The following is a 23533-nucleotide window of genomic DNA, read 5'->3' as shown; positions in this document are numbered from 1 at the left end:
ATTCGACCAAAGCCGGAACGAAGCGGAGACGAATCGCCGATATCGATGCTTTCGATTTTCGTTCACGGCGAGTGTTGTGGGTCTTTTGCCGTTACCGCCAAGATACGGGCTCAGCGGTTCGGCAAAGCCGACAGAAGGGAGAATCCGATTAATCTTTTACATGCCAAATTTACAATCTTTTAACGACGCGGGCGGGCGCAGCCGGTGGACGATCAAACCCGGAACGAATCGCTGACGAATCAGAGACAATTTCCTTTTCTCGCTTTGTTCACCGCAACCTATTGTATCCAAACGCATTTTTAACCATACGGATAAAAGTCCGCATAATTCTTTGCCGACTTGGCTTTTGAGGAACCGGCTAAACTGGTTTTTCAAAAAACGACCGATAACGTCGCCGTGATATTCCCGGAGGTTAGCCGGGAACAAAAATCGAAGACGCGTGTTTCTAGTCCAACCGAAATGAGGATGAACAGGACGAACACCATGCTAGGCACGATACTTCTTATTATCCTTATTCTGTTATTAATCGGCGCCTTGCCGAATTGGGGTTATAGTCGCGGCTGGGGCTATGGACCTTCAGGTGGTTTAGGGTTAGTTCTCGTCATCATCATCATTCTTGTATTGATGGGCCGAATTTGAAAGGCCGACAACCTGGGGAGTTAGACATGAAAAAGATTATTCTTAGCTGCGCTCTCATCGGCGCTCTCGCCTCCTGCACCCCGACCGAACAGGGCACCGCGATCGGCGCCGGCACTGGCGCCATCATCGGCGGCGCTGTCAGCAACAGCTGGGGTGGGGCGGCAGTCGGCGCAGTCGCCGGCGGTCTGACGGGCGCTCTCATTGGCCATTCGGTCGAGCGCCAGGGCTACTGCATCTATCGCGACCGCTACGGCCGCCGTTACGAAGCGCGTTGCCGCTAATCGACCCCGGTTCACCGGAATTTTTGAACGGGCGCTTCTGCGCCCGTTTTTCTTGCCCACTTTTGTTGTCAACATCACGTTGACGATCGGTCGCTAAAACCAAATCTACCACGCTACCGAGGCCGCACGCATATTTCTTTCAAGATCGCGCGGGCAAAACACATGTCCCCGCCAACGGAAAGGAACACCATTATGGCCCAGACTCTGCTGAATTCGGCCGTCACGGTCCTGATCGCCACGGCCTTTCTCATGACCGCAATCGCCGCCCTTCGCAATCAGGATCCCGCCGTCCAGAAGGTGCCCGTCAAGGCCAAGAGACGGCATCAGCCGAACGCCTGACAGCATCAAGAAACTGATACATCTGCCGGCCCCGCAACGGACCGGCAACTTCCCGAGCGGCTATGCTTACGGCCCGTGAGAAATAGGTTCAGACGAAGAACTGTCCGCCATTGGCCGTCAACGTCGAGCCCGTGATGAACCCGGCATCATCGGAAACGAGGAAGGTTACGCAGCGGGCAATCTCCTCCGGTTCACCAAGACGCCCGACGGGGATCTGTGGAATAATCTTCTCATTCAGCACTTTTTCCGGCACAGCCAGCACCATCTCCGTTCCGATGTAACCCGGGCAGATGGCGTTGACGGTGATATTCTTGATAGCGCCCTCCTGAGCAAGCGCCTTCGTAAAGCCGAGATCCCCGGCTTTGGCGGCCGAGTAATTCGCCTGCCCCATCTGGCCCTTCTGGCCGTTAATGGAAGAGATATTGACGATACGTCCGAAGCTGTGGTCACGCATGCCGCTCCAGACCTGGTGCGTCATGTTGAAGAGACCAGTCAGATTGGTATTGATCACCTCATGCCACTGCTGCGGCGTCATCTTGTGAAACATCGCGTCGCGCGTGATACCGGCATTGTTGACGAGGATTTCGACCGGGCCAAGCTCGGCCTGAACCTTCGCAATACCCTCGCCGCAGGCGACATAGTCGGATACATCCCACTTGAAGACCGGAATGCCGGTGACATCGTGAAATGCCTTGGCCTTTTCGTCGTTGCCAGCATAGTTGGCGGCAACTCTATAGCCGGCGTTTTTTAGCGCCATCGAAATTGCCGCACCAATGCCGCGCGTACCCCCAGTGACCAAGGCCACTCTGCTCATGTTCCGCTCCCTCTTGTTGCCATCCCGCTCTCAGGCGGGCCTCAAGAAATATGCATCTTACGCTATTTACATTGCCTCGAAGCACATCGCGACACCCATGCCACCACCAATGCAGAGTGTAGCAAGACCCTTCTTGGCACCGCGGCGCTTCATCTCGAAGAGCAGCGTGTTGAGGACGCGCGCACCCGACGCGCCGATCGGATGACCGATTGCAATCGCGCCGCCGTTGACGTTGACGATGTCAGGATTCCAGCCGAGATCCTTGTTGACGGCACAGGCCTGGGCGGCGAACGCCTCATTGGCTTCGACAAGGTCGAGATCGCCGACGGACCAGCCTGCCTTTTCCAACGCCTTGCGCGAGGCAGGGATCGGGCCGGTTCCCATGACCTGAGGATCGACACCAGCCGTCGCCCAGGAAACGATGCGGGCAAGCGGCTGAATGCCGCGGCGCGAGGCTTCCGCTTCACTCATCAGGACGGCTGCGGCAGCCCCGTCGTTGAGGCCCGAGGCATTTGCCGCGGTTACTGTGCCGTCCTTGTCGAAGGCAGGACGCAGCTTGGCCATCGCCTCCAGCGTCGCACCGTGGCGGATATATTCGTCCGCATCGACGGTGACGTCACCCTTGCGACCCTGAATGACGAAAGGAATGATTTCGTCTTTGAATCGGCCGGCCTTCTGAGCAGCTTCGGCTTTGTTCTGAGAGCCGACGGCGAACTGGTCCTGATCGTCACGTGAAAGCTGCCATTGGCGTGCGATATTCTCCGCAGTCACGCCCATATGATAACCGTAAAAGGCGTCAGTCAGCCCATCTTTGATCATAGTGTCGATCATCTTCATGTCACCCATCTTCACGCCACCGCGCAAATGCGCTGCATGCGGCGCCATCGACATGGATTCCTGGCCGCCCGCGACGATAATTTTCGCGTCGCCAAGCGCGATCTGCTGCATGCCGAGCGCAACGGCACGCAACCCGGAACCACAGAGCTGATTGACGCTCCAGGCCGTCGCCTCCTTGGGAACGCCTGCCTTCATTGCCGCTTGGCGAGCGGGGTTTTGGCCTTCGCCGGCCTGCAGGACCTGGCCGAGAATGACCTCGTCCACCTCTTCGGCGGAAACACCTGCCCGCTCCAGCGCGCCTTTGACGGCAGCCGCACCGAGCTCGTGAGCGGGAATTGTGCCGAAAGCACCGTTGAAGGAACCGACAGCGGTGCGCGCTGCAGAGGCGATGACGACGGATGAACTGCTCATGGGATGGTTTCCTCGTTTCTCGTCACACATATAAGTGGAAACTGACAAAGCTGCGGGCGCAAGTCAAATGCCAACACCATTCCACCTTTTGCTGCAGCGCCCTCGAATGGATTTATCCGTACAGGGAAAGGGCTTGCCGCATCGCACAAAGAGATTGTCACCACCCTTCTTTTGCGTCTACAGTCACAGGTGGAGGAGTATCCATACAATCAGACGGGGTTCGGGAGACTGATATGGCGAAGACTGAGGGTCAGATCGTAATCAAGAAATATGCCAATCGCCGACTATATAATACGGGCACCAGCACATACGTGACGCTGGAAGACCTGGCGGAGATGGTGAAGAAGGGGGAGGATTTTGTCGTTCAAGATGCCAAAAGCGGCGACGACATCACACATTCGGTACTGACCCAGATTATTTTCGAGCAGGAATCGAAGACGGGTAACACGCTGCTTCCGATCTCCTTCCTGCGTCAGCTGATCACCTACTATGGTGACCAGATGCAAATGGTCGTTCCGAGCTTCCTCGAACATTCCATGCGCGCCTTTACGGAGCAACAGTCGCAGATTCGCGAGCAGGTGAACCGTGCTTTCGGCGAAACGCCCCTTGGCAAGAATCTGCAGCTTCCCATGCAGATGATCGAGGATCAGGTTCGCCGCAATACGGAGATGTTCCAGAAGGCCATGCAGATGTTCTCGCCCTTTATGACGCCGCCGCCCAAGGAAACCCGCAAGGCGGAGGCCAAGGATATCGACGAGCTGAAGGAACAGCTTCGCGCGCTGCAGAACAAGCTCGATAGCCTATAGGCCGATAGAGACGTCCCTGTCGGCGCTGCGGATGGACACCGCGAGGCCACCGATCACGTCGATCAGCGCAATGGTCACCAGGATGAAAAAAACCTGGGTCGCCGCATCCTGGACGAGTAAAAACTCGAGCAGGAAGGCGATGAAGACCAGCATCGACAACATGTGATCGATCAGATTGCCGTTCCGGGTCGCCTTGAGGATATCGAAGAAGAGTACGACAAGCGCCACGACGATGAAGAGATCGCCGAGCGTCATGCTCCAGACTGCCCCCGAAAGCATAGACAGCACGATCACGTCATTCTGGAGCGAGGAAATTCCGCCCCCGCCCACCAGGCCCAGTATCGCCAGATTGTAAAGAGTAAATGGAATAACCATCAGCGGTGTAGCAGTCATGCAGAACAATCTCCCCAACCCTCGGGGAATACTGCATGACATCACCGCCCAGCTTCAAGACATCGAGACTAGAATAAATCTTGAAAAGAAAAGGCCGGCGTCGAGCCGGCCTTTGAAACACTACCAGAAAAAAGCATAGAAAATTATGCATTTTCCTTCGGCGTCAGAACCTGACGGCCACGGTACATACCGGTCTTCAGATCGATATGGTGCGGGCGGCGCAGTTCGCCGGAGTTCTTGTCTTCGACGTAGGTCGGAGCCTTCAGCGCATCTGCCGAACGGCGCATGCCGCGCTTGGACGGGCTCGTTTTTCTCTTCGGTACAGCCATTTCTCTTACTCCACTTGCGGGCAAAACATTTCCACGGCCAGACCGGCGGCCGAAACGGACATGTCGCGATTTCGGAAATTTTGCGCGCTTATACATGCAAGGGGCGGCCTTGACCAGTCCCCATATGTATTTTTTGCGATGCCGGTGATTCTCCGTTCAGACTTCGTCTTCCGGTACGATCCATGGCTCGGCGCGGGCCGCGTCTTCCCACTTCCGCCAGGCTGGATGTGCCTTCATCACATCCATGTAGGCCAATATATCGTCGCGGCTCACGAGATCATAGATGTCGAAGCGGTTGACGACGGGGGCGAACATCGCATCCACTCCGCTGAATTCACCAAAAAGGAAAGGCCCGCCGGATTTCTGCAGAAGATCGCGCCAGATCGTCTCGATGCGGCCGATGTCGGCGGAAACCCCATCAGGAAGCGCGATCTTCCCCTTCGGCCGACGGATATTCATCGGGCAGGCGCTGCGCAGCGCCCCGAAGCTCGACATCATTTCCATCGACACCGAGCGAGCAAGCGCCCGCTGAGCGCGATCCTCCGGCAGCAGCCCGGCGTCGGGATATAGCTCCGCCGCATATTCGATGATCGCGAAGGATTCCCAGATTTTCAGAGCACCATGCTGCAGCAGGGGCACATGGCCGCTCGGCGAGACAGCCTTTATGTTGGGATTGCCGTTAGCATAATCGAAGGGTATCAGCACCTCTTCGAAATCGATGCCGACACCCGTTAGCGCCATCCACGGTCGGAAGGACCAGGAGGAATAGTTCTTGTTGGCGATATAGAGCGTCAGCTTGTCCATGGTGTTTTCCTGTCAGGGTTCAAAATCGAAGATCAGTAGTTCGTGGAAATGGTTCATGTCTTCGAACACGCAGAAGGCCGGCGGATTGAGTTCCAGCACAGGCGCCCTGCTGCGGATATACTCGGTCACCTCGTCGAGCATAGCCTGCCAGCGCGGTAGCGCCTCGTCTTCCAGCCGCTCGACGGGATAGGCAAAGGTCATGTGGAACTTGTAGTTCTCATGGTTGGGCTGACGATAACCCAGGAGACCTGCGAATGCGTCGCGCCAGGCGCGCATCACCTTGCGGTCGCCCTCGGTCGCCCCCTCGATAAGCAGGCCGGATGGACGGGCCTCTACAATTGCCACCTTGAAGGGATCGGACATCGTGAAACCTTCGAGCCTCGCCGCCATGAGCTCGGTCATGTCGTCGATCGGCGCATCGAGTGGAATATCATCGGGCCAGTGGTTTTTCTTACGGCCGGTGTCTATCACGCCTTCGAAAAGCGTCATGTGGAGGCTGGTGATCGGCGTAAAGACGAATTGCGCTGCCTCAGGCATAGCCAGATATTTCTCACGCGCTTCGATCAGCACTTGCAGCGTTTGTGATCTCCTTGGGGGATGGCAGACAATCGTGTTGCCCTGCTCCGGCAGAAAGCCCCCGAGATTGCGGTAGCGGGAACCGAGATGCGCTGGCGGAGCGGAATTGTGGGTCTTCGAATAGTGGAGAAGCTCGGGCGAAAGCGTCATAGATGTCATGTGCGACTCGGGGCTTTGGTTGCTGATGCACCAGCCCATATGGCAAAACCAAGAATGTCAGATGACGCTTGCCGCCTCCAACGACAAGTTCTGATGTCAATCATAGATACACTTGATGTAATCGCCCGAACCCTGCGCTCGCCGCTCGATGATCGCCGCGAGCCTGCGCAGCCCTCGCCCGGGTTTTCCGGCATTGCGGTCGATCGGGTTTGGCAGAGAAACCGCGAGCAACGATGCCTGCCGGCGCGTTAGCCTCGAAGCAGGCACCTTGAAGTGATGCTGTGCCGCTGCCTCGATACCGTAGATGCCCGGCCCCCATTCGGCGATATTGAGATAGATCTCCATCAGCCGCCGCTTGGACCAGACGAAATCGGAGCCGACCGCCAGTGGCAGTTCCAATCCCTTGCGGATGAAGGAGCGGCTGTTCCAGAGGAAGAGGTTCTTCGCCGTCTGCATCGGGATCGTGCTGCCGCCGCGCGTCTCCTGGCCCTTGAGCGTGCCTTCGATGAGCATGCGCATTTCGTCCCAGTCGACGCCGCCGTGGAAACAATATTGTCCGTCTTCCGACATCATCACCGACTGCACCAGAACGGGCGCGATGTCGTCGATCGACACCCACCGCCGGTCATAGCCGCGCAGAAGCACAAGGTCGCGCAACATCAGCGTCGAAAGCGGATGAATAAAGGGCAGTAGATAGAGGAAGATCAGGACATAAGGCAAAAGCAGCAGGACCAGCACGGCAAGAACAATGCGCTTCAGCACCCGGCGGTCTCCAAACCAGCGCCGGCGAGCCGGCGCCTCGGCGCTCTCCACTGTCTCCGACGCTATATCCACTGTCTCCGGCGCTATATTCAATGTCCCAGTCCGTTTTCGCCCTCTTCGCTGTCATACCGCCTGATAACCCGTATTGCCAGACTGCAGCGGAAATCTCGGCACTGTGATCGACAATTCCGTTGCCAGCAGCGGTTCCCCCGTGCCAAAGAGCGCGCATGGACGCGAAACGGGAAACATTCGAGACACGGTTGAAAAGCGGTGCCGCCGAGATCGAGGCGCTGCTCGATGTGCTGCTCTCTCCCGCCGTTCTGTCCGACGAGATCGCCCGCCCCGACCTCTTGCGCAACGCCATGCACTACGCCGTCCTCAATGGCGGCAAGCGTCTGCGCCCGTTCCTAGTCGTAGAGGTTGCCACGCTTCTCGGCGGCAACCGGCAGGCGGCTTTGCGCGTCGGTGCGGCGCTTGAATGTATCCACTGCTATTCGCTCGTTCACGACGATCTGCCCGCTATGGATGATGACGACCTGCGCCGCGGCAAGCCGACCGTACACATCAAATTCGACGAGGCGACCGCCATTCTGGCCGGCGACAGCCTGCTGACCTATGCCTTCGATATCATCGCCGCTCCGGAAACCGATCTGCCTGACCGCAGCAAGACAGAACTCGTTCTGGCACTTGCCCGGGCCGCGGGCCTCGGCGGCATGGCGGGCGGCCAAGCGCTCGATCTCGCGGCGGAGAAACAGGCGCCGGATGAGGCCGGCATCATCCGGCTGCAGGCAATGAAAACCGGCGCCCTCATTCGCTTCGCTTGCGAGGCCGGCGCCATCATCGCGGGTGCTTCCTCGCAAGACCGGCAGCGCTTTCGACGCTTCGGCGAGAAGATCGGCCTCGCCTTTCAGCTTGCCGACGATATCCTCGACTTGACCTCCGATATCGAGACGATGGGCAAGGCGACCGGCAAGGACACCGCCCGCGGCAAGGGAACGCTCGTAGCGCTTCACGGGATGGATTGGGCGGAGAAACAACTGCGCCAGCATGTCGAAGACGCGGAAGACCTGCTTGGGCCCTATGGCGAGGGCGCTGCGGTGCTGAAAGCCGCGGCCCGCTTCGTCGCAGAGCGCAAGAGCTGACATAGCCGAAGGGCGGCGCTTCCAGCCCACCGTATCAATCATCGAAAAGCTGGATGATCACTCCGCCGCTGTCTTCTGGCCAAAACGCTTCTCGATATAGTCTATGACGAGCGCCTCGAAATCCGATGCGATATTCGGGCCGCGCAGCGTCAAAGCCTTCTTACCGTCGATGAAGACGGGAGCAGCCGGCGTCTCGCCGGTGCCGGGGAGGGAAATGCCGATATCGGCATGCTTGCTCTCGCCCGGTCCGTTGACGATGCAGCCCATGACCGCGACGTTGAGCGCTTCCACGCCTGGATATTTTTCACGCCAGACCGGCATGTTCTTGCGGATGTCGTTCTGGATGCTCTGCGCAAGTTCCTGAAACACTGTCGAGGTCGTGCGGCCGCAGCCGGGACAGGCCGCAACGACGGGTATGAACTGACGGAAGCCCATGACCTGCAGCAGCTCCTGCGCTACCTGCACCTCACGGGTACGGTCGCCGCCCGGCTCCGGTGTCAGCGAAATGCGGATCGTATCGCCGATGCCGTTCTGCAGCACATAGCCCATGGCGGCGGAGGAGGCGACGATGCCCTTCGTGCCCATCCCGGCTTCGGTCAGGCCGAGATGCAGCGCGTGGTTGGAACGTTCGGCGAGCATCGAATTGACGGCAACCAGATCCTGAACCTGGCTGACCTTGGCCGACAGGATGATGCGGTTGCGCGGCAGGCCGATCTCTTCGGCGAGCTGTGCCGACAGCAGGGCCGACTGCACGATCGCCTCGCGCGTCACCTGTCGGGCCGAAAGCGGCGAGCCCTCGGCCTGGTTTTTGTCCATCAGCTGCGTCAGCAGTTCCTGGTCGAGCGAACCCCAATTGACGCCGATGCGAACCGGCTTGTCGTAGCGGATCGCCATCTCTATGATTTCGGCGAACTGCTTGTCCTTCTTATCCTTAAAGCCAACATTGCCCGGATTGATGCGGTACTTGGCGAGAGCCTCGGCACAGGCCGGGTGATCGGCGAGCAGCTTGTGGCCGATATAATGGAAATCGCCGATCAGAGGCACGTCCATGCCGAGCCGCAGCAGGCGCTCGCGGATCTTAGGCACCGCAGCCGCGCTCTCGTCGCGGTCGACGGTAATGCGGACAAGCTCGGAACCGGCGCGATGGAGTGCTGCAACCTGGGCGACGGTGGAATCCACGTCCGCCGTATCGGTGTTGGTCATGGATTGCACGACGACCGGCGCGCCACCACCGACGATGACGCCGCCGACATCGACAGCAACGGAAGCGCGGCGCGGTTTCGGATCGAAATCGAAAGCAGACATGAAGAGCTCTTACACCCGGAAAACAGAGCCTTTCAGGTGGATCAAGCCCGCAGGCTTGTCAACCGCCCCGTATATCACTTTTGTTTGGAAGCGGCTCAGTGACCAGCTCCCGAGACTCCATCGGCATATTGTGCAAGCCTGGAGAATGCGAGGACCACGAGTAGCAGCACCGGCAACGCCATGAAGACGACTGCAAAGCCGACATGCTCGGCTACAAAGCCGATGACAGATGGCGCAACCAGCATGCCGGAATAGCCGATGCTCGTGACGACGGAAATGCCGATGCCGGGCTTCAGGCCGGGGATATTGCCCGCCGCCGAAAAAGCGATCGGCACCATGTTTGAAATACCGATACCGCATAGCGCGAAGCCGAGGACAGCGATTTCGGCATCCGGCGCAAGGCTTGTAAGCAGCAAACCCACGATGGCAAACAGCGTGCAGATGCGCAGCGTCTTGACCCCACCGAGACGATCGCGGACGAGATCGCCGGCAAAGCGCATGGTCGCCATCGCCGCCGAGAAGGCAGCAAAGCCGAGGCCCGAGAGAGCGACCGATGCGCCCATTTCCTGCCTGAGGTAAAGCGCACCCCAGTCGAGAATCGCACCCTCCGGCACCATGCACAACAGCGCCATCAAACCGAGCAACCATGGCAGCGGCACCATCGGCAGCTTCGTCTTCTCCTTCTTGGTATCGGGATGCGGCGGATCGGCCAGTACCATCGGCCAGGCAGCGGCAAGGAAGATGGCGGCCAGCACGGTTGCCAGTTCCGCATGGCCGAGAATGCCGAGCTTCGAGATCGCCAGGCCGCCAAGGCCAGAGCCGATCAACCCGCCAAGGCTCCAGAAAGCATGGCAGGATGACATGATCGCGCGGCGCATGGATTTTTCCACCGCCACGGCATTGGCGTTCATTGCCACGTCCATCGCGCCGATGAAGCCGCCGAACAGAAAGAGCGAGATGGCCCCTGTGATGACATTGGGAGCAAGGGTCAGCACCAGAAGCATTGGCAGCAAACAGACGGCGAGCGCCCGCACGACAACGCGTGAGCCATGCTTGGCGATCTGCGTGCCGATAACCGGCATCATGACGAGCGAACCGACCCCGAAGACGAGGATCATCAGCCCGAGCTCGAACTTGGTCAGCGCCAGCCGCTCGGCAAAGTCGGGAATCTTCGGAGCCCAGCAGCCGACGACGAAACCGTTCATGAGAAAGAGCAGCGAGACCGCTGCCCTGCTTCTGGTGATGAAACCGCTCCGTGCTCCCCGAGCCACATTCACATTCGTGTCCATTTCCTTGTCTTTCCTCTCAATCAGGCTTGCCTACCTGATCCCCATAACAGGCGGAGCGGCTTCAGGCCGTCTTGTCCGCAATGATCGTCCGGCACCCGCGTGCACGGTATTCCCCGAGCATTGCAACGTCCGCGTTGTGCTCCACGACAAGACATTCGCAATGCGCGACCGGCAAAACGCTATGTGGCGCGGCTGTACCGAATTTCTCCGATGTGGCCGCCACCATGATCCGCTTGCTCCTGGATGTGGCGAACCGCTTGAACTCCGCATCCTCAAAACCGAAGGTCGTCAGCCCCGCCTCGAGATCGACACCGCAGGCGCCGAGAATGCAGAGGTCGGGCGAGAGCTGCTCCATATCGCGCAGAGCCTTCGCACCGAGCGAGCCGCCAGTCTGGCGATCGACCAGACCGCCGATCAGGATGACGTTGACTTCGGGTTTTTCGATCAGCGCCGCAGCAATCGCCGGCGCATTGGTCGCGGCTGTTAGCGCGAGATCAGCCGGCAAGGCATTTGCAATGGCCAGATTGGTGCTGCCTGCATCGAAGAAAACCGTCGCGCCGGCGGCGATTTCGCGCGCCGCCGCGCGTGCCAGAGCCTGCTTTCGGTCAGCGGCAAAGCCCATCCGCTGGCTCAGGCTCCCGCGCGCCGGCGAAACGGGCAACGCCCCGCCATAGACACGCTCGCAAAGGCCCGCTGCGGCCATCTCGCGCAAGTCACGCCGCACCGTGTCTTCCGAGACCCCGAATTCCATTGCCAGTTCCGCGGCCAGGACGCGGCCATGCGTCTTGAGCCGCTCGGAAATGACGGTCTGACGTTCACGCAGCAGGAAATCTTGCATGTTTATACCGAATTAATCTTTCAGAATCTCAAATCAGGTATAAACGCTGATGATCGTGCAGGCAATGTGCACGATTGCACGTTTTCTGACGCTTTGAGACAAAGCTCTACTGCCAGGGCCAAAATCTCGCCTATTGACCGGTTGTGAGGGCACGAATATCGATCAGGCATTCTCTATTCCTGTTGGCATATCCCGCCTCTGGTGCATTCCCGTGAAAAACTCCGTCAGCTTGGGCATCGTGCTCACGACATCAGCCTATATGGCGTTCACCTTTCATGACGCCATCGTCAAGGTTTTGACGTCGGCGATCCCCGTCTGGCAGATCCTGTTTTTCCGCAGCCTCACTATCCTCGGCGGCTGCCTCGCTTATGGTCGCGGCAAACTCGTCCATGAGACGCTCACTTCGCCGATCATCAAGCCAATGATCGCCCGGAGCATCCTTCTGCTCTGCGCCTGGCTTTCCTATTATACCGCCGCAAGCCACCTGCAGCTCGCCGAAGTGACCACGCTCTATTACGCCGCCCCTGTCGTCGGCACTGTGCTTGCCTGGTTCATCCTCCGGGAAGAAGTCACTCCCGCACGCTGGCTCGCCGTCGGCATCGGCTTCATCGGTGTGCTCATCGCCTGCAATCCCGTCGGACTGACGATCTCCTGGTCGGTCTACCTGGCGCTGCAGGCAGCCGTGCTCTGGGCCTCCGCCATGGTGCTGCTGCGCAAGACCTCGCTGCATGAGAAGACCATCATTCAGCTTGCCGTCTCCAACGTCTTCTTCCTCGTCATGACGGGCATCGCCGTCATTTATAGCTGGCACACTCCAACCTTGACGCAATTCGGCCTGCTCGTCGGCACCGGTGTCGTCGCTGGCTGTGCTCAGTTTGCGCTTTTTGAAGGCATGCGTCAGGCGCCGGTCTCGGTGCTTGCACCTTTCGAATATACATCGCTCGTCTGGGCCTTCGTCCTCGGCTATCTGATCTGGGCCGACATCCCGACGCCTAATGTTGTCGTCGGCGCCGTCATGATCCTTGGGGCCGGCTTCATCATCATCGCCAGCGAAAGACTGCGCCGTCGCGCCGCGGCCTGATACCGGTTTCAACCGGATTCATGGCTGGAACGGCGGCTTGAGAAAAATATTCGCAGTTGCCGCTTTTATTTGCAGTTTTCTACGCTCCCGTTGCCGCAATTTTCTGCGATGTATCGCTCATCCGAGCACACTCTTCCCAAGGATGGAAAGAACAATGAACTGGTTGAAAACCGTGGCCGCCGCTGCACTCATTCAGGCTGCAGCCCTTCTGCCCGCCCATGCCGGCGAAAACCTTAACGCCATCAAGTCTGCAGGTGTCTTCAAGATCGGCACGGAAGGCACCTACGCGCCGTTCACCTATCATGACGAGAGCGGCAAGCTCGTCGGCTTCGACGTCGAGATCGGTGAAGCCGTCGCCGCCAAGCTCGGCGTGAAGGCTCAGTTCGTCGAAGGCAAGTGGGACGGCCTGATTGCCGGCCTCGACGCCAACCGCTACGATACTGTCATCAATCAGGTCGGCATCACTGATGCGCGCAAGCAGAAGTACGACTTCTCCGAACCCTATATCGCCTCCAAGGCTGTTCTGATCGTCCGCGACGGAGACGACAGCATCAAGTCCTTCACCGATCTCAAGGGCAAAAAGTCCGCTCAGTCGTTGACCAGCAACTTCGGCAAGATCGCTACGGAAGCCGGCGCTGAACTCGTCGGCACTGACGGCTTCGACCAGTCGATCCAGCTCGTGCTGACGAAGCGCGCAGACGCTACGATCAACGACAGCCTTTCCTTCCTCGACTTCAAGAAGCACAAGCCGGACGCACCGGTGAAGATCGTCGCCCAGCAGGAAAATGCCGATTACTCCGGCATCATCATCCGCAAGGGCGAACCGGAACTGCTCGCAGCGATCAACAAGGCGCTCGCCGAGATCAAGGCCGACGGCACCTACAAGAAGATTGCCGACAAGTATTTCGGTCAGGACGTTTCGAAGTAGGCCCCGAATCCGGCGGTTTCGCGCCGCAGCCATATCCTTTATAGCTGCATGAGAAAGCGTCCGGCGACCCTCGCCGGACGCCTCTTTTCTTGAGGACAAGCCCTTGCCGCACTGGCTCCAACTGATGGCGGAATCGCTCCCCTCGCTCCTCTGGGCGGGGCTGATCTTCACTATCCCCTTGACATTGCTTTCCTTCGCTTTCGGTCTGATCCTAGGTTTGATCACCGCGATTGCCCGCCTCTTCGGTCCGGCGCCCGTCGCAGCCAGTGCCCGCTTCTATGTCTGGGTCATCCGCGGCACGCCACTGCTCGTCCAGCTCTTCGTCATCTTCTATGGCTTGCCGAGCATCGGCATTCTGCTCGACGCCTTTCCGGCCGCCTTGATCGGCTTCACGCTGAATATCGGTGCCTACAGTTCTGAGATCATTCGCGCCGTCATCTCTTCGGTACCGAAGGGCCAATGGGAAGCGGCCTATTCGATCGGCATGAGCTGGCGCCAAGCCATGAGCCGCACTATTCTGCCGCAGGCCGCTCGCGTCGCCGTGCCGCCGCTGTCGAACACCTTCATCTCGCTGGTCAAGGACACTTCGCTTGCAGCCGCCATCACAGTGCCTGAGCTCTTCCAGGCCGCGCAGCGCATCGTCGCCACCACCTATGAGCCGCTGATCCTGTATATCGAAGCGGCCCTCATCTATCTCGTCCTGAGCTCCATTCTCTCGCAGCTGCAGGTGCGCCTGGAGCGCCGCTTCGCGCGTTATGGCGGCATGCTGGAGGCAAATGCATGATCGAGCTTTCCAACATTGAAAAGCGCTTCGGCGACGCCGTCATCCTGAAGGACATCAGCATCCGCATTCCGGAAGGCAGTGTCACTGCCCTCGTCGGCCCGTCCGGCGGCGGCAAGAGCACACTGCTCCGGTGCATCAATCTTTTGGAGATCCCGACAGCCGGCGCTATCCGCCTCGGCGAAGAGACGCTCTCCTTCGCGCCCGGCAAGCGCGTCGGCTGGCAAGCGATCCAGAAAATCCGCCGCCAGACCGGCATGGTCTTCCAGAACTTCCAGCTTTTCCCGCATCAGACGGCGATCGAAAACGTCATGGAAGGCTTGGTCACGGTTCTGAAATGGCCGAAGGAAAAGGCCCGTGAGCGCGCCATGGAACTGCTGACCAAAGTCGGAATGGCGCACAAGACCGATGCATGGCCTTCGACACTTTCAGGTGGTCAGCAGCAGCGCGTGGCAATCGCCCGCGCTCTTGCGCCTTCGCCGCGCGTATTGCTCTGCGACGAGCCGACGTCTGCGCTTGATCCGGAACTGTCAGCTGAAGTGGTAGACGTGCTGGGCCAGCTTGCCCGCGAGGGCACGACCATGGTCATGGCGACCCACGATCTTCGCCTCGCCTCCAAAATTGCCAATGACGTGGTTTTTCTGGAAGCCGGCAGCGTGGTGGAAACCGGCAGCGCCAGAGCGATCTTCAATACGCCGGAAAAGGAGCGCACCAAGCGCTTCATCTCGACCATCAACGCCGCACATACTTACGATATTTGAGGCGATGCCGGGATGCGGACATCCCGGCATACAGAAATTCCGATCAGGCGGCCGTGACGACGGCACGCGCTGCCTTCAGCGCATTGGCCCACCAGGTCAGCTGATCGAGCAGGTTCTTGGCAGCTTCGTTCAGATGCGCGTAGTCGCCGAGGCTCTTGCCTTCCTTGAGGACAGAAAGATATTCACCGAACGAGATATGAACGGCCGTCTTGACGGACGCCGCGCTCATTTCGACGAAGATCAGACGAAGATGCTCAACCGCACGTGCGCCACCGACGCCGCCGTAACCGACAAAGCTAACCGGCTTATGGATGAATTCCCCGAGATCGATCGCGTTCTTCAAAACAGCCGTCGGAGCATGGTTATATTCGGCGACAGTGAAGATGAAGCCGTCGAATTCGCGCAGCTTCTTCTTCCAGCGCTCGGCGGTTTCGCTTTCCGCCGTGGTGGCGCGCTCTTCGCCGAAGAAATGCATCGGATAGTCGAGAAGATCGAGAACTTCGACTTCGAGATCGGAACGCTGGCCGACGAGTTCGGCGATCCACTTGGCCGGATGTTCGGCAAAACGGCCAATACGCGTGCTGCCGACGATGACGGCAATCTTCAACTTGCTCATGAGATGATCCCTGATTGGTCTTGGGGAGGGCGATGAGGGAGCCGAAGTCTACGGGAAAGCCTCCTCGCCCGACAAGGCGGGGAGGCTGCCAACTCTTAAAAAAACCAGCTTTTTAACAGCCCGACTAAACACGATCGGGTGATGCCGGAGATAAACGTCGCCTTCTCCTCAACCGGCATAGACGACGAGCAGATCCTTGGCATCGATCTGGTCGCCGGCCTTGACCAGCACTTCCGAAATCGTGCCATCCTTCTCCGCATGTAGCGCCGTTTCCATCTTCATCGCTTCGATGGAAACGAGCACGTCCCCGGCATTGACCACCTGTCCCGGGACGACGAAGACACGCGAGATGACACCCGGCATTGGTGCGCCGACATGGACGGCGTTGCCGGCTTCCGCCTTCCGGCGGGCCGCAGCCCCCGAAGCGCCGTGTGCCCGATCCGGCACCTTGATGCGGCGCGGTTGGCCGTTGAGCTCGAAGAAGACCGTAACCATGCCCTGACTGTCGGTGCCGCTCATCGCCTGGTTGACGATGACGAGCGTCTTGCCCTTCTCGATATCGGCAAACAACTCTTCGCCATCGGCGAGACCATAGAAGTAGGCAGGCGTCGGCAGAACAGACACAGGACCATAAGTGTCCGAGGCCAGCGCGAAATCGGTGAAGACCTTTGGATACATGAGATAGGAGGCGAACTCGAAGTCGCTGACCTCGCGCTCAAGTTTGGTCTCTATCGCCTTGCGCTCCGCATCGAGATCGGCATCATCAAGCAGTGAGCCGGGGCGGACCGTATAGGGCTGCTCGCCCTTCAGCGCCTTCTTCTGCAACGCTTCCGGCCACCCCGACGGAGGCTGGCCGAGATCCCCCTTCAGCATCGAAACCACAGATTCCGGGAAGGAGACCTCCCTATCCGGGCTGACGACATCGGCAACCGTCAGGTCTTGGCTGACCATCATCAGCGCCATGTCGCCGACGACCTTGGAAGACGGCGTCACCTTGACGATGTCGCCAAACATCTGGTTGGCATCGGCATAGGCCTGGGCGACCTGGTGCCAGCGGGTCTCCAGTCCCAGCGAGCGCGCCTGTTCCTTGAGATTGGTGAACTGCCCTCCAGGCATTTCATGCAGGTAGACTTCCGAAGCCGGGCCCTTGAGGTCGCTCTCAAAAGCCGCATACTGATTGCGAACCGCTTCCCAATAGAAGGAGATGCGGCGGATCCATTCCGGATCGAGACCCGGATCGCGCTCAGAGCCGCGCAGCGCCTCGACGATCGAGCCGAGGCACGGCTGCGACGTATTGCCGGAAAGGGCGTCCATCGCCGCATCGACGGCATCGACGCCGGCATCGACAGCAGCAAGAACCGTGGCGGCGGCAATGCCCGACGTATCATGCGTGTGGAAATGGATCGGCAGGCTGGTCGCTTCGCGCAGAGCCTTGAACAGCACCTTGGCGGCAGCCGGCTTCAGGAGGCCCGCCATGTCCTTCAGCGCAATGATATGCGCGCCGGCCTTTTCGAGCTCGACGGCAAGGTCGGTATAATATTTCAGGTCATATTTCGGACGGGCCGAATTGAGGATATCGCCTGTATAGCAAATCGCCGCCTCACAGAGCTTATTCTCCTCGGCCACGGCATCCATCGACACGCGCATGTTTTCCACCCAGTTCAGGCAGTCGAAGACGCGGAAGAGATCGATGCCGCCCTTGGCAGCCTGACGGACGAAATATTTGACGACATTGTCGGGGTAGTTTTTGTAGCCGACGCCGTTTGCTCCACGCAGCAGCATCTGCAGCAACAGGTTGGGAGCCGCTTCGCGGATCAGCGCCAGACGCTCCCACGGATCCTCCGTCAGGAAGCGCATGGAAACGTCGAACGTCGCGCCCCCCCAGCATTCCAGCGAGAGCAGGTTCGGCAGCGCATGCGCATAGGTGCTGGCGATTTTAGCAATATCATAGGTGCGCATGCGGGTGGCGAGCAGCGACTGATGGCCGTCGCGCATCGTCGTGTCGGTCAGCAACACCTGTTTCTGATCGCGCATCCACTCGCCGAATTTCTTCGGCCCGAGCTGATCGAGAAGCTGCTTCGTGCCGTCGAGGACCTTGCCACCGTTTGCATAGGGTACGACCGGTTTGGCCGCATCCTCTGACGGGCGCGGACGATCCTTCGCTTCGGGATGACCGTTGACGGTGACGTCGGCGAGATAGGTCAAGAGCTTGGTGGCGCGATCCTGGCGCTTGACCTGCTGGAAAAGCTCCGGAGTCGAGTCGATGAAGCGCGTCGTGTAGCTGTTATCCTGGAACTTCGGATGCGTGATGATCGCTTCGAGGAAGGTCAGGTTGGTGGCGACACCGCGTATGCGGAATTCGCGCAATGCACGGTCCATGCGGGAAATGGCTTCGAGTGGATTGGGCGCCCAGGCCGTCACTTTGACCAGCAGCGGATCATAGTAGCGGGTGATGATCGCGCCGGTATAGGACGTGCCGCCGTCAAGGCGGATACCGAAACCCGATGCCGAGCGGTAGGCGGTGATGCGGCCGTAATCGGGAATGAAATTATGCTCGGGATCCTCAGTCGTGATACGGCACTGAAGCGCATGGCCGTTGAGGCGGATATCGGCCTGCTTCGGCACGCCGGATTCTTCGGTGCCAATGGCAAAGCCGTCGAGAATGTGGATCTGCGCCTTGACGATATCGATGCCGGTCACGACTTCGGTGACCGTGTGCTCGACCTGGATGCGCGGATTGACTTCGATGAAGTAGAATTTGCCGGTATCGGCATCCATCAAATACTCGACGGTGCCGGCGCCAATATAATTGGTCGCCTCGGCGATCTTCAGCGAATAGGCGGCGAGTTCCTGTCGCTGCGCCTCCGTCAGATATGGCGCGGGTGCGCGCTCGACGACCTTCTGGTTACGGCGCTGGATGGAGCAATCGCGCTCGAAGAGATGCACGACATTGCCATGCGTATCGCCCAGAATCTGGCTTTCGACATGGCGGGCGCGCTCAACCAGTTTTTCGAGATAGACCTCGTCCTTGCCGAAGGCGGCCATCGCTTCGCGCTTGGCCTCAGTCACTTCGCGGGCAAGATCGGCTTCGGAGCGGATGACGCGCATGCCGCGCCCGCCGCCGCCCCACGAGGCCTTCAACATGACGGGATAACCGATTGCTGCCGCCATTTTGGCAACTTCGGCCATATCGTCAGGCAGCGGCTCGGTGGCAGGCACAACCGGAACGCCGACGGAAATCGCGAGATTGCGCGCTGCGACCTTGTTGCCGAGCTGGCGCATCGTGTCGCCTTTTGGCCCGATAAACGTAATGCCTGCAGCACTACAGGCGTCCACGAATTCTGGGCTTTCCGAAAGCAGGCCGTAGCCCGGATGAATGGCGTCGGCGCCTGAAAGCTTAGCGACTCGGATCACTTCGTCGATCGAGAGGTAGCTCTCGATCGGCCCGAGGTCGCGGGCAAGATGCGGGCCGCGGCCAACCTGGTAGCTCTCGTCGGCCTTGAAGCGGTGCAGGGCGAGTTTGTCTTCTTCTGCCCATATCGCGACCGTTTTTATGCCGAGTTCGTTTGCCGCGCGAAAGACTCGAATGGCGATTTCGGAACGGTTGGCGACAAGTATCTTCGATATGGGCAATGTACTCTCCTCAAAGCACGAAAAACGGGGCATGCTGCACCCGCGAAGAGAATTCTTAACGTGCTGTTACGGAAAGTTCAATTTCCTCGGCTTCGCCGAGACGGAATTTCTGAAAATCTAGGTAATCAGCCCATAGCGAAAAGCAAGAGCCACCACCTGCTGCCGGTTTTTTGCCTTCAGCTTGTCCTGCAGCCCGTTCATATACCAGTCGACGGTATGATTGGAGATTTTTAAATGCTTGCTGATCTCCATCGAAGTCATGCCCTCGGCAAGATAGTTCAGGATTTCCATCTCCCGCCGGGTCAGCTGCGCGTCGCTGATCGGCACCGTTTCCAGCACCGCGGCTTCACCCTGCATGTCAAGCAGCCGCCAGAAGGCCTTGCGGGCGATCGCCTCGAAAAGCGAGACCTCCGCAGGTGAAAGTTCAATCGGCTTGCCGCCGACGCTCAGGCTGCCGAGGATGCCGTTTCGCCCATAGATCGGGAAGATATAGCCGTCTTCCAGCCCATAACCGTAGGCATCGACCATCATCTGCTCCATGCGGCGGTGATGCGGGTCCTCCCTGAAAGCAGCCATCCCGTCGCTCCAGCGGAAGGGCCGTTGTGCATGTGCAAGATACCGCACCGTCGGATCGACGAGTGCGTATTTTTTGGCTGCATAAACATGCGCCCATCCCTCGGGCCATCGGCTGGCCATAATCACACCTGATGGGTTGTCTATTCGCTTGGGATGGCGAAGCAGGCCGTAGAAATCGAATCCCCTCCCGCGGATCACTTGTTCAAGTTCATCGGCCACACGTTGGCTTTCGGAACTTTCCTCTAAAATTACAAGTAATTGAATTAAAGAATGAATTTGCACAAAAATGCCCCTTGCCCGAACAAACGACGCCGCCGGAACACGTCTGTCGACCCGCCGCTGAACGGTCCTTCTTAAAATTGCAGTTCGCAAATTAGATGGTGCGCTAGACGCTCCAGCGAATGCAAGCGCAAATTGTCATGATGTATACCTAAGCAACAATTTCGAAATTATGGTCACTTATCGCACTTTACGATCACGCAGACGCAAGAATTTCGAAGCCGGATTCCAAACCTGAATATCCTGTTAATCGTCGGTTCAGGTAGATTTTCGTAGCATCTCACCATCCCGTTTTTTCGCAGATGCAAAAGAGGTCCCGACGTGTCGTTATTCAAGGTCTATGCAAGGGCTCTGCGCTATCTCGGCGCTTATAAGCTCCGCGTATCCCTCGTCGTTATCGCGAACATCGTATTGGCGGCCATCACCATCGCCGAGCCGATCCTGTTCGGCCGTATCATCGACGCGATTTCCGGCAAGGGTGAGGTCAAGCCGATCCTCATCATGTGGGCGGCTTTTGCCGTCTTCAACACCATTGCCTTCGTCCTTGTGGCGCGCGAAGCCGACAGGCTGGCTCATGGCCGCCGCGCGACGCTTCTGACAGAGGCTTTCGGTCGCATTATCTCAATGCCACTTTCCTGGCACCACCAGCGGGGTACGTCCAACGCACTGCATACGTTGCTGCGCGCTTGCGAAACCCTGTTCGGCCTGTGGCTGGAATTTATGCGCAACCATCTTTCGACGGCAATTGCGCTTGTCCTACTCGTACCGACCGCGATCTCGATGGACTACCGTCTCTCCGGTGTCCTGATCCTGCTCGGTATCGCATACTGGCTTATCGGCCGGGTGGTCATGAGCCGCACGAAGGATGGCCAGGCTTCGGTCGAGAACCACTACCATACCGTCTTCGGCCATGTCAGCGATTCCATCAGCAACGTTTCGGTGCTGCATAGCTACAATCGTATCGAAGCTGAGACCCGCGCGCTGAAGTCCTTTGCCGATCGCCTGCTGCAGGCGCAGTATCCGGTGCTCGACTGGTGGGCTCTCGCCAGCGCGCTGAACCGCATGGCTTCGACGATCGCCATGATGGTGGTGCTCGTCATCGGTACCGTGTTGGTCCAGAACGGCGAATTGCGTGTCGGTGACGTCATTGCCTTCATTGGCTTTGCCAACCTGTTGATCGCGCGCCTGGATCTAATGCGCCAGTTCGCCACGCAGATCTTCGAAGCCCGCTCAAAGCTGGAAGACTTCTATGGTCTGGAAGATTCCGTGCGTGAACGCGAAGAGCCGGCCGGTAACGGCGAGATCAAGGACGTCAAAGGTGATGTCGAATTCAATAACGTCTCCTTCGGCTTCGCCAACAGCTCGCAAGGCCTGCACAACGTGTCCTTCAAGGTGAAGGCCGGCCAGACGGTCGCGATCGTAGGTCCGACCGGCGCCGGTAAGACGACGCTCGTCAACCTGCTGCAGCGTGTTTACGATCCGCAGAGTGGCCAAATTCTCGTCGATGGCACCGATATCAGCAAGGTCACGCGCAAATCGCTGCGCCGCTATATCGCCACCGTCTTCCAGGATGCAGGCCTGTTGAACCGCTCGATCAGCGACAATATCCGCCTGGGCCGCGAGAATGCCTCGGAAGAAGACATGCGCCGCGCCGCCGAAGCCGCTGCCGCTGCCGACTTCATCGAAAACCGCGACGAGCAGTACGATACGCATGTCGGCGAGCGCGGCAACAAGCTTTCCGGCGGTGAGCGCCAGCGCATCGCGATTGCCCGCGCCATCCTCAAGGATGCGCCGATCCTGGTGCTGGACGAAGCGACCTCCGCGCTCGACGTCGAGACGGAAGCCCGCGTCAAGGCTGCGATTGACAACCTGCGTCAGAACCGCACCACCTTCATCATCGCCCACCGTCTCTCGACGGTACGCGAAGCCGATATGGTGCTGTTCCTCGACAATGGTCGTATCGTCGAAAATGGCAGCTTCGACGAGCTCAGCCACTCCAACGGCCGCTTCGCTGCCCTGCTGCGTGCTAGCGGCATCCTGACGGACGACGAAGTTCGCAAGGCCCATACGACTGAAGCTGCCTGATCGGCTTCGAGCGGAAATAATGAAAAGCCGGAAGGGCGATATCCTTCCGGCTTTTTTGTTGGATAAGATTCCACGTGAAACATTGGGATGCAGACATCGTCACCGCCACTGCCGACCGACGCCCTGAGAGGCTCTACATTCAAGCCGCTCTTTCCTAGACAAGATCAGCTGAAACGATCCATTCGCCCCGTTTGAGCGACATGACATCAAGCCTGCCGCCGCGATCCCTGGCAGCAACGCCGACGAAGCGATGGCGGCAGCCGTTCTTGTCGATAACCACGTCAGCGATCAGCTTGCTGCGACGATGACTGACCACGGGACCATCTGCCTTTGCGGCATCGAGCAGAAAATATTCGTGAGGATATATCGCCTAACCATCACGCGCCCCCTCCCTCCGGATAGTCAGGCTGACTATCGGTTTGTCGTCCTTGTCTTCATCTTGATGCCCGGGCAATTGGCCTCAACAGAAGCCGTTTTGCGGTGAAAGTGCTTCGTCTTCCTGATCTCGGCAACGAACGGCTTTCGCTGCGGTCTCATAATCTACCTTTCAGTTTGAAATACTGTCACGCAAAGATGCATTCGACCTGTCCGAGCGAGGATATCTCCTGTCGCATCCTTGAGTTCGAAGGTCTCCATTTCATTGGCATTGCCTCTACGAGCCAAAATGGAGCGTGGCGCATATCCGATCCATTCCTGATGGCTCATAGTGGTCTTCATGACTTACTGTCGCGCCTGGCAGCTCGGAGCTCAGGTCGTCTTCGTGGCTATGCCGACCGCCGTCTCGGCACATACAACGAATTTGCCAGCATGAGTGAGCCGAGGACCGAAAGCGGCTATGAGGTCGTCATCGCGGATATTGCAGCACCATGCCCCATCGAGCTTCCGAAAATAGAGCCAGCTTTAGCCGCTCACCTAACATCGCGTGGAAAAGAAAACGCCGGCAGCCTCTTCGACCGCCGGCTTCATGACTTTAGGCTCCAGACTCAATCAAGTCCACCAAATGACGATGGCGGCGATGTAGCAAGTTGCGGCGAAGTTGAGCATGAGCTTGTCATATCGTGTTGCGACA

25 protein-coding genes are annotated in these 23533 nt (G+C 58.7%); 11 read left to right on the top strand and 14 right to left on the bottom strand.

Annotated elements, in window-relative coordinates:
• Positions 1-483: 483 nt before the first annotated feature.
• From FHX15_RS19370 to FHX15_RS19360, 3 genes are all read left to right on the top strand, one after another.
• Positions 484-639 carry a DUF3309 family protein gene (locus tag FHX15_RS19370; protein WP_017962528.1) on the top strand — a complete coding sequence of 52 codons (156 nt, stop codon included), beginning with the start codon at positions 484-486 and terminating at the stop codon, positions 637-639.
• Positions 640-665: 26 nt separating this feature from the next.
• The gene (locus FHX15_RS19365) at positions 666-920 is read left to right on the top strand and encodes a YMGG-like glycine zipper-containing protein (RefSeq protein WP_183749815.1); all 255 of its coding nucleotides are present in this window, start codon (positions 666-668) and stop codon (positions 918-920) included.
• A 192-nt stretch (positions 921-1112) separates the two neighbouring features.
• The gene (locus FHX15_RS19360) at positions 1113-1259 is read left to right on the top strand and encodes a hypothetical protein (RefSeq protein WP_184399974.1); all 147 of its coding nucleotides are present in this window, start codon (positions 1113-1115) and stop codon (positions 1257-1259) included.
• Positions 1260-1347: 88 nt separating this feature from the next.
• On the opposite strand, the gene FHX15_RS19355 is transcribed toward FHX15_RS19360, so the two are convergent.
• Entirely contained in the window at positions 1348-2073 is a 726-nt protein-coding gene (locus tag FHX15_RS19355; protein WP_184399973.1) for a beta-ketoacyl-ACP reductase, read from the bottom strand.
• Between the two features lie 66 nt (positions 2074-2139).
• Positions 2140-3321, bottom strand: a complete 1182-nt coding sequence (locus tag FHX15_RS19350) for an acetyl-CoA C-acetyltransferase (protein WP_184399971.1) — start codon at positions 3319-3321, stop codon at positions 2140-2142.
• Positions 3322-3554: 233 nt separating this feature from the next.
• Here FHX15_RS19350 and phaR point away from each other — a divergent pair, with 233 nt between their 5' ends.
• Complete coding sequence (gene phaR / locus FHX15_RS19345; RefSeq protein ID WP_184399969.1) at positions 3555-4127, top strand: polyhydroxyalkanoate synthesis repressor PhaR; 573 nt, start codon at positions 3555-3557, stop codon at positions 4125-4127.
• Here the strand turns inward: phaR and FHX15_RS19340 are convergent.
• The 5 genes from FHX15_RS19340 to mtgA all read right to left on the bottom strand — a co-directional run bounded on the left by FHX15_RS19340 (position 4122) and on the right by mtgA (position 7222).
• Entirely contained in the window at positions 4122-4520 is a 399-nt protein-coding gene (locus tag FHX15_RS19340; protein WP_184399967.1) for a hypothetical protein, read from the bottom strand. The genes phaR and FHX15_RS19340 overlap by 6 nt on opposite strands.
• A gap of 143 nt (positions 4521-4663) precedes the next feature.
• Positions 4664-4849, bottom strand: a complete 186-nt coding sequence (rpmF, locus tag FHX15_RS19335; protein ID WP_026186748.1) for a 50S ribosomal protein L32 — start codon at positions 4847-4849, stop codon at positions 4664-4666.
• Between the two features lie 156 nt (positions 4850-5005).
• Positions 5006-5653 carry a glutathione S-transferase family protein gene (locus tag FHX15_RS19330; protein ID WP_184399965.1) on the bottom strand — a complete coding sequence of 216 codons (648 nt, stop codon included), beginning with the start codon at positions 5651-5653 and terminating at the stop codon, positions 5006-5008.
• Between the two features lie 12 nt (positions 5654-5665).
• Positions 5666-6388 (bottom strand): DUF1868 domain-containing protein, encoded by a 723-nt coding sequence (locus FHX15_RS19325; protein ID WP_184399963.1) that lies wholly within the window; start codon positions 6386-6388, stop codon positions 5666-5668.
• Between the two features lie 96 nt (positions 6389-6484).
• Positions 6485-7222 (bottom strand): monofunctional biosynthetic peptidoglycan transglycosylase, encoded by a 738-nt coding sequence (gene mtgA / locus FHX15_RS19320; protein WP_184399961.1) that lies wholly within the window; start codon positions 7220-7222, stop codon positions 6485-6487.
• A 155-nt stretch (positions 7223-7377) separates the two neighbouring features.
• On the opposite strand from mtgA, the gene FHX15_RS19315 reads away from it, so the two are divergent.
• On the top strand, positions 7378-8292 hold the full coding sequence (locus tag FHX15_RS19315; RefSeq protein WP_184399959.1) for a polyprenyl synthetase family protein: 915 nt from the start codon (positions 7378-7380) through the stop codon (positions 8290-8292).
• Positions 8293-8349: 57 nt separating this feature from the next.
• Here the strand turns inward: FHX15_RS19315 and ispG are convergent, their stop codons facing one another.
• The 3 genes from ispG to FHX15_RS19300 all read right to left on the bottom strand — a co-directional run bounded on the left by ispG (position 8350) and on the right by FHX15_RS19300 (position 11724).
• Positions 8350-9597: a flavodoxin-dependent (E)-4-hydroxy-3-methylbut-2-enyl-diphosphate synthase gene (ispG, locus tag FHX15_RS19310; protein WP_184399957.1), complete on the bottom strand. Its 1248-nt coding sequence runs from the start codon at positions 9595-9597 to the stop codon at positions 8350-8352.
• Between the two features lie 95 nt (positions 9598-9692).
• Positions 9693-10886, bottom strand: a complete 1194-nt coding sequence (locus tag FHX15_RS19305) for an MFS transporter (protein WP_184399955.1) — start codon at positions 10884-10886, stop codon at positions 9693-9695.
• A gap of 61 nt (positions 10887-10947) precedes the next feature.
• Entirely contained in the window at positions 10948-11724 is a 777-nt protein-coding gene (locus FHX15_RS19300; protein ID WP_184399953.1) for a DeoR/GlpR family DNA-binding transcription regulator, read from the bottom strand.
• A gap of 211 nt (positions 11725-11935) precedes the next feature.
• Between FHX15_RS19300 and FHX15_RS19295 the strand changes: the two genes are divergently transcribed.
• The 4 genes from FHX15_RS19295 to FHX15_RS19280 all read left to right on the top strand — a co-directional run bounded on the left by FHX15_RS19295 (position 11936) and on the right by FHX15_RS19280 (position 15275).
• The gene (locus FHX15_RS19295) at positions 11936-12805 is read left to right on the top strand and encodes a DMT family transporter (RefSeq protein ID WP_312861862.1); all 870 of its coding nucleotides are present in this window, start codon (positions 11936-11938) and stop codon (positions 12803-12805) included.
• A 154-nt stretch (positions 12806-12959) separates the two neighbouring features.
• Positions 12960-13733, top strand: coding sequence for an amino acid ABC transporter substrate-binding protein (locus tag FHX15_RS19290; RefSeq protein WP_184399949.1), 774 nt, complete (start codon positions 12960-12962; stop codon positions 13731-13733).
• Between the two features lie 103 nt (positions 13734-13836).
• Positions 13837-14517 carry an amino acid ABC transporter permease gene (locus FHX15_RS19285; protein ID WP_184399947.1) on the top strand — a complete coding sequence of 227 codons (681 nt, stop codon included), beginning with the start codon at positions 13837-13839 and terminating at the stop codon, positions 14515-14517.
• Complete coding sequence (locus FHX15_RS19280) at positions 14514-15275, top strand: amino acid ABC transporter ATP-binding protein (RefSeq protein ID WP_184399945.1); 762 nt, start codon at positions 14514-14516, stop codon at positions 15273-15275. Before FHX15_RS19285 ends, FHX15_RS19280 begins: the two co-directional genes overlap by 4 nt.
• 43 nt (positions 15276-15318) lie before the next feature.
• On the opposite strand, the gene FHX15_RS19275 is transcribed toward FHX15_RS19280, so the two are convergent.
• The 3 genes from FHX15_RS19275 to FHX15_RS19265 form a co-directional block, all read right to left on the bottom strand.
• Positions 15319-15891 carry an NADPH-dependent FMN reductase gene (locus tag FHX15_RS19275; RefSeq protein WP_184399943.1) on the bottom strand — a complete coding sequence of 191 codons (573 nt, stop codon included), beginning with the start codon at positions 15889-15891 and terminating at the stop codon, positions 15319-15321.
• Positions 15892-16059: 168 nt separating this feature from the next.
• Positions 16060-19524: a pyruvate carboxylase gene (pyc, locus tag FHX15_RS19270; RefSeq protein ID WP_184399941.1), complete on the bottom strand. Its 3465-nt coding sequence runs from the start codon at positions 19522-19524 to the stop codon at positions 16060-16062.
• 117 nt (positions 19525-19641) lie between these two features.
• On the bottom strand, positions 19642-20382 hold the full coding sequence (locus FHX15_RS19265; protein WP_184399939.1) for a LuxR family transcriptional regulator: 741 nt from the start codon (positions 20380-20382) through the stop codon (positions 19642-19644).
• A gap of 318 nt (positions 20383-20700) precedes the next feature.
• Here FHX15_RS19265 and FHX15_RS19260 point away from each other — a divergent pair, with 318 nt between their 5' ends.
• Positions 20701-22464, top strand: a complete 1764-nt coding sequence (locus FHX15_RS19260) for a glucan ABC transporter ATP-binding protein/ permease (protein ID WP_184399937.1) — start codon at positions 20701-20703, stop codon at positions 22462-22464.
• 154 nt (positions 22465-22618) lie between these two features.
• Here the strand turns inward: FHX15_RS19260 and FHX15_RS19255 are convergent, their stop codons facing one another.
• Positions 22619-22780: a hypothetical protein gene (locus FHX15_RS19255; protein ID WP_246779002.1), complete on the bottom strand. Its 162-nt coding sequence runs from the start codon at positions 22778-22780 to the stop codon at positions 22619-22621.
• A 164-nt stretch (positions 22781-22944) separates the two neighbouring features.
• Between FHX15_RS19255 and FHX15_RS30785 the strand changes: the two genes are divergently transcribed.
• On the top strand, positions 22945-23533 hold a 589-nt coding region (locus FHX15_RS30785), incomplete at its 3' end, for a hypothetical protein (protein ID WP_210290780.1).

This window comes from Rhizobium sp. BK650, from assembly GCF_014195325.1.
Taxonomy (GTDB): domain Bacteria; phylum Pseudomonadota; class Alphaproteobacteria; order Rhizobiales; family Rhizobiaceae; genus Rhizobium.
Note: the sequence above shows the minus strand (reverse complement) of the source record. Positions and strands in the feature narration are given on the sequence as shown.